This window comes from Pseudomonas sp. Sample_14, assembly GCF_004307515.1.
GTDB classification, from domain to species: domain Bacteria; phylum Pseudomonadota; class Gammaproteobacteria; order Pseudomonadales; family Pseudomonadaceae; genus Aquipseudomonas; species Aquipseudomonas atacamensis.
Genome location: NZ_RCOC01000084.1, coordinates 61,243 through 78,590, shown reverse-complemented (window position 1 = coordinate 78,590; position 17,348 = coordinate 61,243). Strand labels below are relative to the sequence as shown.

Below are 17,348 nucleotides of genomic sequence, written 5' to 3'. Positions count from 1 at the left end.
TGGGGGTCGCATCCCTGGGTGGTGGTTACCTGACCAGTGCACTCCCCAACAACTTTGCCCTGATTGTTAGGGGCTCTTCAGTGTGAAAAAAAAGCCGTGAAAAGCCAACGACCTGTAAACCTAGACCTAAGGACCATCAAACTCCCAGTCACTGCTTACACGTCCATTCTTCACCGTATCTCCGGTGTCATCCTCTTCGTGTGCCTTGCCATCATGCTTTACGCATTGGACAAGTCGCTGAGCTCCGAGGAAGGCTTCGGTCAGGTGAAAGCGTGTCTGACCAGTCCGCTAGCCAAGCTAGTGATTTGGGGCATCCTGTCCGCTCTGCTGTATCACCTGGTAGCCGGTGTGCGCCACTTGATCATGGACATGGGCATCGGTGAGACGCTGGAAGGCGGCAAACTGGGCTCGAAAATCGTTATCGCCGTTTCCGTGGTGGTAATCGTTCTGGCAGGAGTCTGGATATGGTAACTAACGTCACTAACCTGTCGCGTTCGGGCCTCTATGACTGGATGGCACAGCGTGTGTCTGCGGTCGTTCTCGCGGCTTACTTCATCTTTCTGATCGGATACATCGTCGCCAACCCTGGCCTCGAGTATGCCCAGTGGCATGAACTGTTCGCTCACAACGGAATGCGTATTTTCAGCCTGCTGGCCCTTGTTGCTCTGGGTGCTCACGCCTGGGTCGGCATGTGGACCATCGCGACCGACTACCTGACGCCAATGGCGTTCGGCAAGTCCGCAACGGCGATACGTTTCCTTTTCCAGGCAGTATGCGGCGTTGCGATGTTCGCTTACTTCGTCTGGGGTGTGCAGATTCTCTGGGGTATCTGATTCATGGCTAACATTCCAACGATTTCTTTCGACGCCATCATTATTGGTGGTGGCGGTGCCGGCATGCGCGCTGCGCTGCAGCTGGCACAGGGCGGCCACAAGACTGCGGTGATCACCAAGGTTTTCCCGACCCGTTCGCACACTGTATCCGCGCAGGGTGGCATTACGTGCGCCATCGCTTCCGCCGACCCGAACGATGACTGGCGCTGGCACATGTACGATACCGTCAAGGGTTCCGACTACATCGGTGACCAGGACGCTATCGAATACATGTGTCAGGAAGGCCCGGCTGCCGTGTTCGAGCTGGACCACATGGGTCTGCCGTTCTCGCGTACCGAGCAAGGCCGCATCTACCAGCGTCCATTCGGTGGCCAGTCCAAGGACTACGGCAAGGGCGGTCAGGCTGCACGTACTTGCGCTGCGTCCGACCGTACCGGTCACGCGCTGCTGCACACGCTTTATCAGGGCAACCTGAAAGCCGGTACCACGTTCCTCAACGAGTACTACGCTGTTGATCTGGTGAAAAACCAGGAAGGCGAATTCGTTGGTGTGATCGCGATCTGCATCGAAACCGGCGAAACCTCCTACATCCGTGCCAAGGCCACCGTTCTGGCGACTGGCGGTGCAGGTCGTATCTACGCGTCCACCACCAACGCCCTGATCAACACCGGTGACGGCGTCGGCATGGCTCTGCGTGCTGGCGTGCCGGTACAAGACATCGAAATGTGGCAGTTCCACCCGACCGGCATCGCCGGCGCCGGTGTACTGGTTACCGAAGGTTGCCGTGGTGAAGGTGGTTACCTGATCAACAAGCACGGCGAGCGTTTCATGGAGCGTTATGCTCCGAACGCGAAAGACCTTGCAGGTCGTGACGTGGTTGCCCGTTCGATGGTCAAGGAAATCATCGCCGGCAACGGTTGCGGTCCGAATGGCGACCACGTAATGCTCAAACTCGACCACCTGGGCGAGGAAGTGCTGCACAGCCGTCTGCCAGGCATCTGCGAACTGTCGAAGACCTTCGCCCACGTTGACCCGGTAGTTGCTCCGGTTCCGGTTGTGCCGACCTGCCACTACATGATGGGCGGCGTTGCCACCAACATTCATGGCCAGGCGATCACCCAGAACGCCGAAGGTCAGGACCAGATCATCCCTGGCCTGTTCGCGGTAGGCGAAGTGGCTTGCGTATCGGTACACGGTGCGAACCGTCTGGGCGGCAACTCGCTGCTCGACCTGGTGGTCTTCGGTCGCGCTGCCGGTCTGCACCTGGAAAAGGCGTTGACCGATGGCATCGAGTACGACGACGCTACCGAGTCCGACATCGAAGCTGCACTTTCGCGTCTGAACGCGCTGAACAACCGTACCGACGGTGAAGACGTTGCCACCCTGCGTCGCGAGCTGCAAAGCTGCATGCAGAACTACTTCGGTGTATTCCGTACCGGCGAATACATGCAGAAGGGCATCGCTCAGCTGGCCGATCTGCGCAAGCGTATCGCCAACGTGAAGATCAACGACAAGTCGCAAGCGTTCAACACTGCACGTATCGAAGCGCTGGAACTGCAGAACCTGCTGGAAGTGGCTGAAGCTACCGCCATCGCGGCCGAAGTACGTAAAGAGTCTCGCGGCGCTCACGCCCGTGAAGACTTCGAAGACCGTGATGACGAAAACTGGCTGTGCCACACCCTGTACTTCCCGGGTGACAAGCGCGTCACCAAGCGTGCCGTGAACTTCTCGCCGAAGACTGTTCCGACTTTCGAACCTAAAGTCCGGACTTATTAAGGGTGACCGCCATGTTGCAAGTCAGTGTTTATCGCTACAACCCTGATCAGGACGCTGCGCCGTTCATGCAGGATTTCCAGGTCGATACCGGTGGTAAAGACCTGATGGTGCTGGACGTGCTGGCCCTGATCAAAGAGCAGGACGAAGGTTTCTCCTATCGTCGCTCCTGCCGTGAAGGCGTCTGCGGCTCCGACGGCATGAACATCAACGGCAAGAACGGTCTGGCCTGCATCACGCCGCTGTCTGCCGTTGTAAAAGGCAACAAACTGATCGTTCGTCCGCTGCCAGGTTTGCCGGTTATCCGTGACCTGGTCGTCGATATGAGCATCTTCTACAAGCAATACGAGAAGGTGAAGCCTTACCTGCAGAACGACACGCCGGCTCCGGCCATCGAGCGTCTGCAGTCGCCAGAAGAGCGCGAAAAGCTCGACGGTCTGTACGAGTGCATCCTGTGCGCCTGCTGCTCGACCTCTTGCCCGTCCTTCTGGTGGAACCCGGACAAGTTCCTGGGTCCTGCTGCGCTGCTGCAAGCCTACCGCTTCCTGGCAGACAGCCGCGACACCAAGACCAGCGAGCGTCTGGCTTCACTTGACGACCCGTTCAGCGTTTTCCGCTGCCGGGGCATCATGAACTGCGTCAACGTATGTCCGAAAGGCCTGAACCCGACTAAGGCCATCGGTCACATCCGTAACATGCTGCTTTCGAGCGGCGTGTGATTCAGCTGCTGTAACCGTTGCACCGTAGAGGCTGTGGCGCGGGCTTCAACCCGCGTCATGGCTATAACCAGAGCAGTAGCCATAAGCTGCAGCTCTTCTTTTGAAGAAATGAGACAAGCAGGGGCATCCGGGCTGGTACCCGGACTATCAGTGTGATCCTAGGTGGCTTGTTTTAGTCGCTGCATTCGGACTTCTGCAAGTTTGCTCGGTGTCGACACCGATGGTGTTCCCCTAACCGAGGGTGACCAAGCATGCAAGAAAGCGTGATGCAGCGCATGTGGAACAGCGCCTACCTTTCAGGTGGAAACGCTGCCTATGTGGAAGAGCTTTATGAGCTCTACCTGCACGACCCTAACGCTGTGCCAGAAGAGTGGCGCACCTACTTTCAGAAGTTGCCAGCCGACGGCAACTCTGCCACTGATGTTTCGCACTCGACGATTCGCGATCATTTCGTGCTGCTGGCAAAGAACCAGCGCCGCGCCCAACCGGTTTCCGCCGGCAGCGTGAGCAGTGAGCACGAGAAGAAGCAAGTTGAAGTGCTGCGATTGATCCAGGCCTACCGTATGCGTGGCCACCAGGCAGCCCAGCTTGACCCGCTGGGACTGTGGCAGCGTCCTGCACCTGCAGACCTGTCGATCAATCATTACGGCTTGACCAATGCCGATCTTGATACGACCTTCCGTGCCGGCGACCTGTTCATCGGCAAAGAGGAAGCGAGCCTACGCGAAATTCACGAAGCGTTGCAGCAGACATATTGCCGCACCATCGGCGCTGAATTCACGCACATCACCGATTCCGAGCAGCGCCAGTGGTTCCAGCAGCGTCTGGAAAGCGTGCGTGGTCGTCCGACGTACTCCGCCGACATCAAGAGCCACCTGCTTGAGCGCGTGACTGCCGGTGAAGGCCTGGAAAAATACCTGGGCACCAAATACCCGGGCACCAAGCGTTTCGGTCTGGAAGGCGGCGAAAGCCTGATTCCGATGCTCGACGAACTGATCCAGCGTTCCGGCTCGTACGGCACCAAGGAAGTCGTCATCGGCATGGCCCACCGTGGCCGTCTGAACGTTCTGGTCAACACCTTCGGCAAGAACCCGCGCGAGCTGTTCGACGAGTTCGAAGGCAAGAAGAAGGTCGAGCTGGGTTCCGGTGACGTTAAATACCACCAGGGCTTCTCGTCCAACGTGATGACCACCGGCGGTGAAGTTCACCTCGCCATGGCATTCAACCCGTCCCACCTGGAAATCGTTTCCCCGGTGGTCGAAGGTTCGGTGCGCGCCCGTCAGGACCGTCGCAACGACCTGACCGGTGAGAAAGTTCTGCCGATCTCCATCCACGGTGACGCGGCATTCGCCGGTCAGGGCGTGGTCATGGAAACCTTCCAGATGTCGCAGACCCGCGGTTTCAAGACCGGCGGTACCGTGCACATCGTGATCAACAACCAGGTTGGTTTCACCATCAGCAACCCGCTGGACTCGCGCTCCACCGAGTACGCCACCGACGTTGCCAAGATGATCCAGGCGCCGATCCTCCATGTGAATGGTGATGATCCGGAAGCCGTGCTGTTCGTGACCCAACTGGCCATCGACTACCGCATGCAGTTCAAGCGTGACGTGGTGATCGATCTGGTCTGCTACCGTCGTCGCGGCCACAACGAGGCCGACGAGCCAAGCGGCACCCAGCCCCTGATGTATCAGCAGATCACCAAGCAGCGCACCACCCGTGAGCTGTACGCTGATCGCCTGACTCAGGCCGGTGTGCTTGACGCTGAACGCGTTCAGGCCAAGGTCGACGAATACCGCAACGCGCTGGACAACGGTCTGCACGTGGTGAAATCGCTGGTCAAAGAGCCGAACAAAGAGCTGTTCGTCGACTGGCGTCCGTACCTGGGCCACGCCTGGACCGCGCGTCACGACACGCGTTTCGATCTCAAGACCCTGCAAGAACTGTCCGCCAAGCTGCTGGAAATTCCGGAAGGCTTCGTCGTTCAGCGTCAGGTCGCGAAGATCTACGAAGACCGTCAGAAGATGCAAGCCGGCGGCCTGCCGATCAACTGGGGTTACGCCGAAACCATGGCGTACGCGACCCTGGCGTTCGAAGGTCACCCGATTCGCATGACTGGTCAGGACATCGGCCGCGGTACGTTCTCGCACCGTCACGCTGTGTTGCACAACCAGAAAGACGCGGGCACCTACATTCCGCTGCAGAACCTGTACGACGGTCAGCCACGTTTCGACCTGTACGACTCGTTCCTCTCGGAAGAAGCGGTACTGGCATTCGAATACGGTTACTCGACCACCACGCCAAACGCGCTGGTGATCTGGGAAGCCCAGTTCGGCGACTTCGCCAACGGTGCTCAGGTCGTGATCGACCAGTTCATCACCAGCGGCGAGCACAAGTGGGGCCGTCTCTGCGGTCTGACCATGCTGTTGCCACACGGTTACGAAGGCCAGGGCCCTGAGCACAGCTCGGCACGTCTTGAGCGTTACCTGCAACTGTGCGCCGAGCACAACATTCAGGTGTGCATGCCGACCACGCCAGCGCAGATCTACCACTTGCTGCGTCGTCAGGTGATCCGTCCGCTGCGCAAGCCGCTGGTCGTGCTGACGCCGAAGTCGCTGCTGCGCCACAAGCTGGCCATCTCGACGCTGGAAGATCTGGCCGAAGGTTCGTTCCAGACCGTGATCCCGGAAATCGATGCACTGGACCCGAAAAAGGTCGAGCGCGTGGTTCTGTGCAGCGGCAAGGTCTACTACGACCTGCTGGAAAAACGCCGTGCCGAAGGCCGCGAAGATATCGCCATCGTGCGTATCGAGCAGCTGTATCCGTTCCCTGAGGACGACTTGAAAGAAGTCCTGGCTCCATACACCAACGTCAAACACGCCGTTTGGTGTCAGGAAGAGCCGATGAACCAGGGTGCCTGGTACTGCAGCCAGCATCACTTGCGTCGCAGCATCGCCAACCTCGACAAGACTCTCGTGCTTGAGTACGCGGGCCGTGAGGCTTCGGCTGCGCCAGCTTGTGGTTACGCATCGATGCACGCCGAGCAGCAGGAAAAACTGCTGCAAGATGCTTTCACTGTTTAACGCCTTCGCGCTGACTGAAACCGAATTTTAAGGACCCACAGATAATGGCTATCGAAATCAAAGCCCCGTCATTCCCGGAATCGGTTGCCGATGGCACCGTTGCCACCTGGCACAAGAAACCAGGTGAGGCCGTCAAGCGTGACGACCTGATCGTCGACATCGAAACCGACAAAGTCGTGCTCGAAGTGTTGGCTGAAGCAGACGGCGTGCTGGGCGCAATCGTTGCCGAAGAGGGCGCTACCGTTCTGTCGAACCAGGTTCTGGGCTCGATCGAAGAGGGCGGCGCTGCTGCTGCCGCTCCTGCCGCTCCTGCCGCCGCTGCTGCTCCGGCTGCTACTGCCGCTGCCGCACCGGCTGCTGCCGACGGCGAAGATGACCCGATCGCAGCTCCTGCCGCGCGCAAGCTGGCTGAAGAGAACGGCATCAACATCGCTTCCGTTGCCGGCACCGGCAAGGGCGGTCGTGTGACCAAGGAAGACGTGGTAGCAGCAGTTGCTGCGAAGAAAGCCGCTCCGGCTGCCGCGCCTGCCAAGGCTGCTGCTCCTTCGGCTGCTGCGCCTGTGTTCGCTGCCGGCGACCGCATCGAGAAGCGCGTACCGATGACTCGCGTACGTGCCACCGTGGCCAAGCGTCTGGTTGAAGCCCAGTCGAACATGGCGATGCTGACCACGTTCAACGAAGTCGACATGACCGAAGTCATGGCCCTGCGTTCGAAGTACAAGGACCTGTTCGAGAAGTCCCACAACGGCGTACGCCTGGGCTTCATGTCGTTCTTCGTGAAAGCGGCCACCGAAGCGCTGAAACGCTTCCCGGCTGTCAACGCGTCGATCGACGGCGGCGACATCGTTTACCACGGCTATGCGGACATCGGCGTCGCCGTTTCCAGCGACCGTGGCCTGGTGGTACCGGTTCTGCGTAACGCCGAGCTGATGAGCCTCGCTGAAATCGAAGGCGGCATCGCAACATTTGGCAAGAAAGCCCGTGACGGCAAACTGTCGATGGACGAGATGACCGGTGGTACCTTCACCATCACCAACGGTGGTACCTTCGGTTCGATGATGTCGACACCGATCGTCAACCCGCCGCAGGCAGCGATTCTGGGCATGCACAACATCATCCAGCGTCCGATGGCCATCAACGGTCAGGTCGTGATCCGTCCGATGATGTACCTGGCTCTGTCCTACGATCACCGCCTGATCGATGGCAAAGAAGCTGTGACCTTCCTGGTGACCATCAAGAACCTGCTGGAAGATCCGGCTCGTCTGTTGCTGGATATCTAAAAAGCAGCTGCAAGCTTTCAGCTACAAGCCTCAAGCTCAAGGCGAGCGGGTGGGCTTGCAGCTTGAAGCTTGCGGCTTGTAGCTTTATTGCTAAAGAGGATTTTTTGAATGTCGCAGAAATTTGACGTAGTAGTGATCGGTGCCGGCCCTGGTGGCTATGTAGCGGCCATCAAGGCTGCTCAGTTGGGCCTGACCACTGCCTGCATCGAGAAGTACACCGACGCAGAGGGCAAGCAAGCCCTGGGCGGTACCTGCCTGAACGTGGGTTGCATTCCTTCCAAGGCGCTGCTCGACAGCTCGTGGAAATACAAGGAAGCCAAAGAGAGCTTCAACGTTCACGGTATCTCGACCGGCGAAGTCAAAATGGACGTCGCTGCGATGGTTGGCCGCAAGGCTGGCATCGTCAAGAACCTGACCGGCGGCGTTGCCACCCTGTTCAAGGCCAACGGCGTTACTTCGATCCAGGGCCACGGCAAGCTGCTGGCCGGCAAGAAAGTCGAAGTCACCAAGCCGGACGGTTCGGTTGAAGTCATCGAAGCGGAAAACGTCATCCTCGCGCCAGGTTCGCGTCCGATCGACATTCCACCGGCTCCGGTTGACCAGAAAGTCATCGTCGATTCGACTGGCGCTCTGGAATTCCAGTCCGTACCTAAACGTCTGGGCGTGATCGGCGCTGGCGTGATCGGTCTGGAGCTGGGTTCGGTATGGTCGCGTCTGGGTGCAGAAGTGACTGTTCTCGAAGCACTGGACACTTTCCTGATGGCAGCGGACACCGCTGTTTCCAAGGAAGCGCTGAAAACCCTGACCAAACAGGGTCTGGACATCAAGCTGGGCGCTCGCGTTACCGGTTCGAAAGTCAACGGCGAAGAAGTCGTCGTCAACTACACCGATGCCAACGGCGAACAGACCATCACTTTCGACAAGCTGATCGTAGCCGTTGGTCGCCGTCCGGTGACCACTGATCTGCTGTCTGCCGACTGCGGCGTGGAAATCGACGAGCGCGGTTTCATCGCGGTCGATGACCATTGTGTCACAGCTGTACCGGGCGTCTTCGCCATCGGTGACGTGGTTCGCGGCATGATGCTGGCCCACAAGGCGTCCGAAGAAGGCATCATGGTTGTCGAGCGCATCAAGGGCCACAAGGCTCAGATGAACTATGATTTGATCCCTTCGGTTATTTATACTCACCCGGAAATCGCGTGGGTTGGCAAAACCGAGCAGGCGCTGAAGGCCGAAGGCGTTGAAGTCAACGTCGGCACCTTCCCGTTCGCCGCTTCCGGCCGTGCCATGGCTGCCAACGATACCGGTGGTTTCGTCAAGGTCATCGCCGATGCCAAGACCGACCGCGTATTGGGCGTGCACGTGATTGGCCCGAGCGCTGCAGAACTGGTTCAGCAGGGCGCGATCGGTATGGAATTCGGCACCAGCGCTGAAGACCTGGGCATGATGGTCTTCTCCCATCCGACCCTGTCCGAAGCCTTGCACGAAGCTGCTCTGGCAGTGAATGGCGGCGCCATTCACATTGCCAACCGCAAGAAGCGTTAAGACATAATAAGAAACCACGGCGGCAACGGCCCGTCGTGAGCCTTGCGAGCAAGACTCACCGCGGAATGTCCGCCGGACGCAGTCTTGCGTAGCCCAGCTACGCAAGCAGCAGTCACAGGTGGCGCGGCACTCAAACGAGCGCAGCGCCGAATGCGCAGTACCTAACGAAGACGGTAAAAAGCATGAATCTTCACGAGTATCAGGGTAAGCAGCTGTTCGCTGAATACGGCCTGCCAGTTTCCACTGGTTATGCAGTAGACACCCCGGAAGCAGCAGCAGAAGCTTGCGACAAGATCGGCGGCAACGAGTGGGTCGTCAAAGCCCAGGTTCACGCCGGTGGTCGCGGTAAAGCGGGCGGCGTAAAGCTGGTTCGCAGCAAAGAAGACGCCAAAGCCTTCGCACAGCAGTGGCTGGGCAAGCGTCTGGTGACTTACCAGACTGACGCCAATGGCCAGCCAGTCACCAAGATCCTGGTTGAATCGTGCACTGATATCGCTAAAGAGCTGTACCTGGGCGCTGTCGTTGACCGTTCGAGCCGTCGCATCGTGTTCATGGCTTCCACCGAAGGTGGCGTGGACATCGAGAAAATCGCTCACGACACTCCAGAAAAAATTCTCAAGGCCACTATCGATCCACTGGTTGGCGCTCAGCCATCCCAGGGTCGCGAGCTGGCATTCCAGCTGGGTCTGGAAGGCAAGCAGGTCACTCAGTTCGCCAAGATCTTCGTAGGTCTGGCCAAGCTGTTCAAAGACCACGACCTGGCTCTGCTGGAAGTGAACCCGCTGGTGATCAAGGCTGACGGCGATCTGCACTGCCTCGACGCGAAGATCAACATCGACGCCAACGCCATGTACCGTCAGCCTAAGCTGAAGGCTTTCCACGATCCGTCGCAGGACGATCCGCGCGAAGCGCACGCTGCCAAGTTCGAACTGAACTACGTAGCCCTGGAAGGCAACATCGGCTGCATGGTCAACGGTGCCGGTCTGGCCATGGGTACCATGGACATCGTCAACCTGCATGGCGGCAAGCCAGCCAACTTCCTCGACGTAGGTGGTGGCGCTACCAAGGAACGCGTTACTGAAGCGTTCAAGATCATCCTGTCCGACCAGAACGTCGCGGCAGTACTGGTCAACATCTTCGGCGGCATCGTTCGCTGCGACATGATTGCCGAAGGCATCATCGGCGCTGTGAAAGAAGTCGGCGTGAAAATCCCGGTTGTTGTTCGCCTTGAAGGCAACAACGCTGAGCTGGGCGCTAAAGTACTGGCAGAAAGCGGTTTGAACATCATCGCTGCAACCAGCCTGACCGACGCTGCTCAACAAGTTGTCAAAGCTGCGGAGGGCAAATAATGAGCGTCCTGATCAATAAAGACACCAAAGTTATCTGCCAGGGTATTACCGGTTCGCAAGGTAGTTTCCACACCCAGCAAGCCATCGAATACGGCACCAAGATGGTTGGTGGCGTAACTCCAGGCAAGGGCGGCACCGAGCACCTGGGTCTGCCAGTGTTCAACACCGTCAAAGACGCAGTAGCTGCCACTGGCGCTACCGCCAGCGTGATCTACGTTCCGGCTCCGTTCTGCAAGGACTCGATCCTGGAAGCGGCATTCGGCGGCATCAAGCTGATCGTCTGCATCACCGAAGGCATTCCTACCCTGGACATGCTGGACGCCAAAGTTAAGTGCGACGAGCTGGGCGTAGTCCTGATCGGCCCTAACTGCCCAGGCGTGATCACCCCAGGCGAATGCAAGATCGGCATCATGCCAGGTCACATTCACTTGCCAGGCAAGGTCGGTATCGTTTCGCGTTCCGGCACCCTGACCTACGAAGCTGTGAAGCAGACCACTGACGCCGGTTTCGGTCAGTCGACTTGCGTCGGCATCGGCGGTGACCCGATCCCGGGTTCTAACTTCATCGACATCCTGAAGCTGTTCCAGGAAGACCCGAAGACCGAGGCGATCGTGATGATCGGCGAGATCGGCGGTTCGGCTGAAGAAGAAGCGGCTGCCTACATCAAGGCTAACGTGACCAAGCCGGTTGTTTCCTACATCGCTGGTGTGACTGCTCCTCCGGGCAAGCGCATGGGCCATGCTGGCGCAATCATCTCTGGCGGCAAAGGCACTGCAGACGAGAAATTCGCTGCGCTGCAAGATGCAGGCGTTAAAACCGTGCGTTCGCTGGCAGACATCGGCAAGGCCTTGGCCGAGCTGACTGGCTGGGAAGTGAAGAAGTAAGCTTCGGCTGACTTTTTAGCTCCAGCAGCAAAGGCCACCTTCGGGTGGCCTTTGTCGTTTCTGGCGTATGAGAATTTTGAGCGCTGTTGTGGCGAGGGGATTTATCCCCGCTGGGCTGCGAAGCGGCCCCTATGCTAGCGTCCATGATCAGTCAGGCAGTTCCAGCTCGGATTCTTTGGGACTGCTGCGCAGTCCAGCGGGGATAAATCCCCTCGCCACAGGTTTGCTGTGATGAATACGTGTTCTCTGTATGAAAAATAGATATGTAAACGCGACACGGAAACGTCGCGTATCGGATAGTTCGCCCTCCAACAGTGCGTTTGTCAGCCAAATTCGTTAGGCTGGCCGCCATTTTTGCGTCCGCCGCCCACAAGGCAGCCACGCGCTTTAAGGGTCAGTCCCATACGGATCGACAGCATTTCCCTAATCCAACAGGGCAATCCCCCTCTAAATTCCGATTTCAGTAGTGTGGTATTTCCTTAATGAAAGTTTTGAAAGGTCAGGACATCCTGGCACTTGGTTTTATGACGTTTGCCCTGTTTGTCGGGGCCGGTAACATCATTTTCCCGCCGATCGTCGGCTTGCAGGCTGGACCTCACGTCTGGATGGCCGCGCTGGGCTTTCTGATCACCGCCGTAGGTTTGCCGGTGGTCACCGTGGTGGCGCTGGCCAAGGTCGGCGGCGCGATGGATGCGCTGAGCAGCCCGATCGGCAAGATCGCCGGCGGTATCCTCGCGGCGGCATGCTATCTGGCCGTTGGTCCGCTGTTCGCCACTCCGCGTACCGCGACCGTTTCCTTCGAAGTGGGTCTGGCGCCGTTGACCGGCGAGAGCCCGCTGGCGCTGTTCCTCTACAGCTCGGTGTACTTCCTGCTGGTGTTCTTCATTTCGCTCTACCCTGGGCGTTTGCTGGATACCGTGGGCCGCTTCCTCGCGCCGCTGAAAATCATTGCGCTGGCAGTACTGGGCATCGCCGCGTTCGCCTTGCCGGCGGGTGACATCGGTCACGGCACTCCAGAGTATGTGGCGGCACCGTTTTCCCAAGGCTTCATCAATGGTTACCTGACCATGGATACCCTTGGCGCACTGGTATTCGGCATCGTTATCGTCAACGCGATCCGCTCCCGTGGCGTCGAGTCGCCAGCGCTGATCACCCGTTACGCGATCATTGCCGGGCTGATTGCCGGCGTGGGTCTGGCACTGGTCTACGTCAGCCTGTTCCGCCTCGGGTCCGGCAGCCATGAAGTCGCGGTCGGCGCCACCAACGGCGCGGCGGTGTTGCATGCTTACGTGCAGCACACCTTCGGTTCGCTGGGCAGCGGTTTCCTTGCGGTGCTGATCTCGCTGGCGTGTCTGGTCACGGCGGTCGGTCTGACCTGTGCCTGTGCTGAGTACTTCAGCCGTGTGCTGCCACTGTCCTACAAGACGCTGGTGATTATCCTCGCAGCGTTCTCGCTGCTGGTCTCCAACCTCGGTCTGACCAAACTGATCGCCTTCTCGATTCCGGTACTCACCGCGATCTACCCGCCGTGCATCGTTCTGGTCGCACTGAGCTTCTGCAAGGATTTCTGGCATGAGCACGGGCGCATTCTTGGCCCGGTGATGCTGGTGTCGTTCCTGTTCGGCACCATCGACGCCTTGAAAGGCGCTGGTCTGGCCGACTGGATGCCAACTCAGCTGACCCATCTGCCGCTGAGCGAGCAGGGTCTGGCGTGGCTGGTGCCGTGCGTGATGACCCTGGTGGTCGCCGTGGTCTGTGATCGCCTGCTGGGCAAGCGCAGCGAAGTCACTGCCTGACGGGGTTCGGACCCGCCACAAGTGGGTCAGCCCCGGTTAAACAGAAATGCCCCGTATCAATCGATACGGGGCATTTTTTATCAGAGCTGATAATCCTCAGCCCAGATAACGTACGACCAGAGCTCCCACATTGACGTTGTCGCTGTCACGGCTCAGGAGTATTCGCTTGTCGGGCTGCACTGCCACCGAGATCCATTGCATACCGGGCCCCATAGAGTGAGTAACGTATCCCTTGCCATCCCCAAAGGTTGTGTCCAGTTCACCCGTTGCCAGATAGCGGCAGGCAAGCATTTGCTCCCTGGTTATTTGCCCTGTACTCCCCACCACAACCAAACCATCCTCAGGCTCTCCACTTAGATCGAACAAAGTGCAACCGTCGGTTAATCCAAGATCAGTGACAACAGGCTTACCCTGATTGAATGCGAGATTTGGTCTACCGTTCGGGTTGTACGCGGCCATCATTGCTTTGCGTCCTTTACCCCAAACGTCGTCAGGCGATGTGTCGACTTGGCCGGCAACAAAGAAGCTGCCGTCAGCACGTAACATCAGGCTTCGTACGCTGGCCGGGTAATCCGATGGAATGTAGACGGTCCCGGTGCCATCATCGCCGAAGTCTTTATGGGGTGTTCCATCGACGTTCAGGCGCACAATCTTTCCTTCTCCAGCCCTCGAACCTGCGACTGTGATTACTCCATCCTCTGCCACTGAAATCGAAGCAATGCCCATTGCAAGATCCAGCCAGCCTTGGTTGTTGAAAGCGGTATCGAAATCTCCTTTCTGATCAAGTCTGAACAGTCGGTCGCTTTGACCGACGAGGATTTTTTCATCAGCAGTCAGTACTAACCTGGTTCTGGATTGCGACTTGATGGAAGCTTCCGGTTTTGGCAATTGCGATTCGGACTGTGGCAGGAAAGGGACGTAAACCGTCCCATCGGGACCGAAATCGCGATCTCTTTCACCATCAGCGAAGAATCTGGCAAGCGCAAATCGGGTTCCTTGGTCCTCATCATATTGATACCCAAAAAGCAGCGCCTTACCGTCTTTATAAAGACAGGCGCCAGTGCCGCTGGCTTGTCCCGAACCTGTAAACGTACCTACGATCAAACCGTTTTCGTTGAAGCCAGTATCGTTAGTACCGTCTGCCAGTAATTGCGCCAAATGAAAACTGGCCTTGCCCTCTACAAAAGTTTGTCCCACGAGAAGAATCTTTCCATCCGGGCGCAAGCCTGCGATGTTCAAAGCCTGGCTTCCCGCAGCAAATGACTCGGCGTACCCCCGGTTGCCAAACGTTGTGTCAATGGGCAGCGCAGCGTTCAAAGGTGTCATGCTCAAATCCTTGTCTGATAGGGAAGCGGTCAGTGTTCTCGTTTGAGAAAACGACCTTATGCCTCGCCATACCCTCGGCGCTACTGTCAGAGTTGACAGGTATAAGCCTTTGAAAGCTGATAGCTGCGGTCTATTTTGAATGTATTTGACTCTTCAATGAGCGTGTCTTTTTACGAGCCAACACGTCGAAACGAAGTGTTCCCTCCATCATTCCTCTTGCTCAGGACAACGAATGTCGTTCATCCAAGCCAATCTGATCCACCTGCTCGCCGCCGTCTGGTTTGTCGTCTGCTGGGGCGGTTACACCCGTTATGCCACCTGGAAGGCCCGTGATACGGCGTGTCTGGCCAGCGTGTTGCACCTTTACCGCGAAGACTGGATGCGCCGCATGCTGCTGCGTGACAACCGCATCGCCGATGCCAGCGTGATCGGCAATCTGGAGCGCAACGCCTCGTTCTTCGCATCCAGCACGCTGATCATCCTCGCCGGTATTCTCACCGTGCTCGGTGCGTCCGACCGAGCCGTGTCGTTGTTGGCGGATATTCCGATGGTGCAGCAGGCGTCGCAGGGCATGTCGGAGATCAAGTTGCTGTGCCTGGCACTGGTGTTCGTCTATGCGTTCTTTACTTTCAGCTGGTGCATGCGCCAATACAACTTCGCGGCGATTCTGGTCGGTTCAGCGCCGATGATCGGCGAGCGCCAAGTGACCGAGCAGGAACGCAAGGCCTTCGCTTCACGGGCGGCGCGGGTGATTTCGATGGCGGCCAACCAGTTCAACTTCGGCCTGCGCTCTTATTACTTCGGCATGAGCATGCTGGCGTGGTTCGTCAGCCCGTGGCTGTTCATGATCATGAGCGCGGGCGTGGTGGTGGTGTTGTATCGCCGCGAGTTTCATTCCGACGTTCTCGATGTCATGGTCTATACCCCTACAGAGGCGCCCGTCCCTGAGGCGAACAAAGAGGCTGTTTGATGAGTATTCCGTTCTGGTGTGTGTTTATCAGTGCTTTATTGATCTACGTGGCGCGCATGCCGGTGGCCAAGGCCATGAAAGAGCAGGGCGGGTATGACAATCACTTGCCTCGGCAGCAGCAGGCGCAGTTGACCGGCTTCGGTGCGAGGGCGCTGGCGGCCCATCAGAACAGCATCGAGGCCTTCATTCTGTTCGCGGTCGGTGTGCTGATGGCGCACACCACGCAAACCGCGGGTTGGCTGATCGATGCGCTGGCGATCATCTTCGTGATCTCGCGAGTGTTCTATCTGTGGTTCTATCTGGCGGATCTGGCGAAGTTGCGCAGCCTGATGTGGCTAGTTGGCTTCATCTGTTCGTTGTTGCTGATGATTAGTCCGACTTTTAGAACCGTGTTGCTCTAACCGGTAAATCGCAGGCAAAAGAAAACCCGCACTTGGCGGGTTTTCTTTCACACCACAAAGCTTATTGCTTTTTGGCGGCTTCTTCTTGAGCAGCGGCGTTCGATTCAGCCTGAGCTTTGGCAGCTTCGGCGTTTTCTTTTGCTGCGTCGTTCACTTTATCCTGAGCTTTGTTCATGTCTTGCTGAGCTTGCTCAGCATGTTGGTTGGCATCTTGAGCTTTGTCCTCGGATTTTTTATCGCAGGCAGCGAGACCGAGGGAAGCGGTCAACATCAAGGCAATAGCTAAAGTCTTACGCATGGGGTGTATCTCCTTATGGAAAATAACTACTGGCCTTAAGAACTCGGCGCTACGGGTTAAGTTCCTCAATTGTTTCAGATATATAAGTTTGTTTTATCACGGAACTTTTGCCGCTTTTCTCACTACTGGCATAAGGCCCAAACGCGAGTAATTATCACATGGCCGAAAACCCCGTTTTTGAGCGCGCGACGCGCTTTTTATCGGCATTGCGCCACTGTCAGGTCTTGGGTCTGCAAGTGCACAGTGCCTCCAGCGAAGGGCTGACGGTGATCCTGCCGTACAGCGAAAAAATCGTCGGCAATCCCGAAACCGGAGTCATCCACGGCGGTGCCATCACTTCATTGATGGACACTGCATGCGGCATGTCGACCCTGTGCGTGCTGCCGGAGTTCGAAGTCTGTCCGACCCTCGATCTGCGCATCGACTACATGCACGCCGCTGAACCGAACAAAGCGGTGTACGGTTTTGCCCAGTGCTATCGCGTCACCACCGACGTGATCTTTGCCCGTGGTTTTGCTTACCAGGACGATCCCGAGCAACCGATTGCCCACGTCGTCGGCACATTCATGCGCATGGGCATCGGTCTGAAGGGCAGCAAGGGTTTCGCGGGCGCGATCAAGGGAGCGAGCCAATGAGCAACGATCTCAGGGAGCAGCTGCAACAGGCTCACGCGCAGGGCGATTACGCGCCGCTGCTGGCGTTGATTCCTTATGCCGGGCTGATCGGTATCGAATGTTCGCGGGTTGGCGATGAGCTCTTGTTCAAGCTGCCGGCGAACAAGGACAACATTGGTAACCCTTTATTGCCGGCGATCCATGGTGGCGTGATTGCCGGCTTCATGGAGCTGGCCGCAGCCCTGCATTTGCTGATTTTCACCGGCACGCCGGGTGTGCCGAAGATCATCGATTTTTCCCTCGATTACCTGCGCGCCGGGCAGTTTCGCGACACTTGGGCCAGGTGTCAGGTCTGCCGTCAGGGCCGTCGCGTCGCTAACGTAGCGGTAACTGCCTGGCAGAGTACCGAGGCCGAACCGATCGCCACCGCCCGCGCGCACTTCAAAATTGATGAGCCCTTGAAATCCTGAACAGCGC

At 57.8% G+C, this 17,348-nt stretch carries 16 protein-coding genes; 14 read left to right on the top strand and 2 right to left on the bottom strand.

Annotation, left to right across the window (positions count from 1 at the left end):
• Positions 1-96 precede the first annotated feature (96 nt).
• The 10 genes from sdhC (at position 97) to brnQ (ending at position 13,262) form a co-directional block, all read left to right on the top strand.
• A complete protein-coding gene (gene sdhC / locus D8U61_RS19750; RefSeq protein WP_016773673.1) occupies positions 97-471 on the top strand; it encodes a succinate dehydrogenase, cytochrome b556 subunit in 375 nt (124 codons plus the stop codon).
• Positions 465-833 carry a succinate dehydrogenase, hydrophobic membrane anchor protein gene (sdhD, locus tag D8U61_RS19745; RefSeq protein WP_008049683.1) on the top strand — a complete coding sequence of 123 codons (369 nt, stop codon included), beginning with the start codon at positions 465-467 and terminating at the stop codon, positions 831-833. Before sdhC ends, sdhD begins: the two co-directional genes overlap by 7 nt.
• A gap of 3 nt (positions 834-836) precedes the next feature.
• The gene (gene sdhA, locus D8U61_RS19740; RefSeq protein ID WP_024012149.1) at positions 837-2,609 is read left to right on the top strand and encodes a succinate dehydrogenase flavoprotein subunit; all 1,773 of its coding nucleotides are present in this window, start codon (positions 837-839) and stop codon (positions 2,607-2,609) included.
• Between the two features lie 11 nt (positions 2,610-2,620).
• The gene (locus tag D8U61_RS19735; protein WP_016773675.1) at positions 2,621-3,325 is read left to right on the top strand and encodes a succinate dehydrogenase iron-sulfur subunit; all 705 of its coding nucleotides are present in this window, start codon (positions 2,621-2,623) and stop codon (positions 3,323-3,325) included.
• 251 nt (positions 3,326-3,576) lie between these two features.
• Positions 3,577-6,408, top strand: a complete 2,832-nt coding sequence (locus D8U61_RS19730) for a 2-oxoglutarate dehydrogenase E1 component (protein WP_041479560.1) — start codon at positions 3,577-3,579, stop codon at positions 6,406-6,408.
• 44 nt (positions 6,409-6,452) lie between these two features.
• Positions 6,453-7,688, top strand: a complete 1,236-nt coding sequence (gene odhB / locus D8U61_RS19725; protein ID WP_130927502.1) for a 2-oxoglutarate dehydrogenase complex dihydrolipoyllysine-residue succinyltransferase — start codon at positions 6,453-6,455, stop codon at positions 7,686-7,688.
• A gap of 108 nt (positions 7,689-7,796) precedes the next feature.
• Positions 7,797-9,233, top strand: a complete 1,437-nt coding sequence (gene lpdA / locus D8U61_RS19720) for a dihydrolipoyl dehydrogenase (RefSeq protein WP_016773678.1) — start codon at positions 7,797-7,799, stop codon at positions 9,231-9,233.
• 182 nt (positions 9,234-9,415) lie between these two features.
• Positions 9,416-10,582 carry an ADP-forming succinate--CoA ligase subunit beta gene (sucC, locus tag D8U61_RS19715; RefSeq protein ID WP_016773679.1) on the top strand — a complete coding sequence of 389 codons (1,167 nt, stop codon included), beginning with the start codon at positions 9,416-9,418 and terminating at the stop codon, positions 10,580-10,582.
• A complete protein-coding gene (gene sucD / locus D8U61_RS19710) occupies positions 10,582-11,466 on the top strand; it encodes a succinate--CoA ligase subunit alpha (RefSeq protein ID WP_016773680.1) in 885 nt (294 codons plus the stop codon). Before sucC ends, sucD begins: the two co-directional genes overlap by 1 nt.
• A gap of 482 nt (positions 11,467-11,948) precedes the next feature.
• Positions 11,949-13,262: a branched-chain amino acid transport system II carrier protein gene (gene brnQ, locus D8U61_RS19705; protein ID WP_041479558.1), complete on the top strand. Its 1,314-nt coding sequence runs from the start codon at positions 11,949-11,951 to the stop codon at positions 13,260-13,262.
• A 96-nt stretch (positions 13,263-13,358) separates the two neighbouring features.
• Here brnQ and D8U61_RS19700 read toward each other — a convergent pair whose 3' ends face one another.
• Positions 13,359-14,588, bottom strand: a complete 1,230-nt coding sequence (locus D8U61_RS19700; protein WP_130927501.1) for a hypothetical protein — start codon at positions 14,586-14,588, stop codon at positions 13,359-13,361.
• A 232-nt stretch (positions 14,589-14,820) separates the two neighbouring features.
• Here D8U61_RS19700 and D8U61_RS19695 point away from each other — a divergent pair, with 232 nt between their 5' ends.
• A complete protein-coding gene (locus D8U61_RS19695; protein WP_016773682.1) occupies positions 14,821-15,558 on the top strand; it encodes a DUF599 family protein in 738 nt (245 codons plus the stop codon).
• Entirely contained in the window at positions 15,558-15,959 is a 402-nt protein-coding gene (locus D8U61_RS19690) for an MAPEG family protein (RefSeq protein WP_016773683.1), read from the top strand. The genes D8U61_RS19695 and D8U61_RS19690 overlap by 1 nt, the downstream gene beginning before the upstream one ends.
• A 61-nt stretch (positions 15,960-16,020) precedes the next feature.
• On the opposite strand, the gene D8U61_RS19685 is transcribed toward D8U61_RS19690, so the two are convergent.
• Entirely contained in the window at positions 16,021-16,257 is a 237-nt protein-coding gene (locus D8U61_RS19685; protein ID WP_007959016.1) for a hypothetical protein, read from the bottom strand.
• Positions 16,258-16,415: 158 nt separating this feature from the next.
• On the opposite strand from D8U61_RS19685, the gene D8U61_RS19680 reads away from it, so the two are divergent.
• Both D8U61_RS19680 and D8U61_RS19675 read left to right on the top strand, forming a co-directional pair.
• Positions 16,416-16,892: a PaaI family thioesterase gene (locus D8U61_RS19680; RefSeq protein WP_024012154.1), complete on the top strand. Its 477-nt coding sequence runs from the start codon at positions 16,416-16,418 to the stop codon at positions 16,890-16,892.
• Positions 16,889-17,341 (top strand): PaaI family thioesterase, encoded by a 453-nt coding sequence (locus D8U61_RS19675; protein ID WP_016773686.1) that lies wholly within the window; start codon positions 16,889-16,891, stop codon positions 17,339-17,341. The genes D8U61_RS19680 and D8U61_RS19675 overlap by 4 nt, the downstream gene beginning before the upstream one ends.
• Positions 17,342-17,348 lie beyond the last annotated feature (7 nt).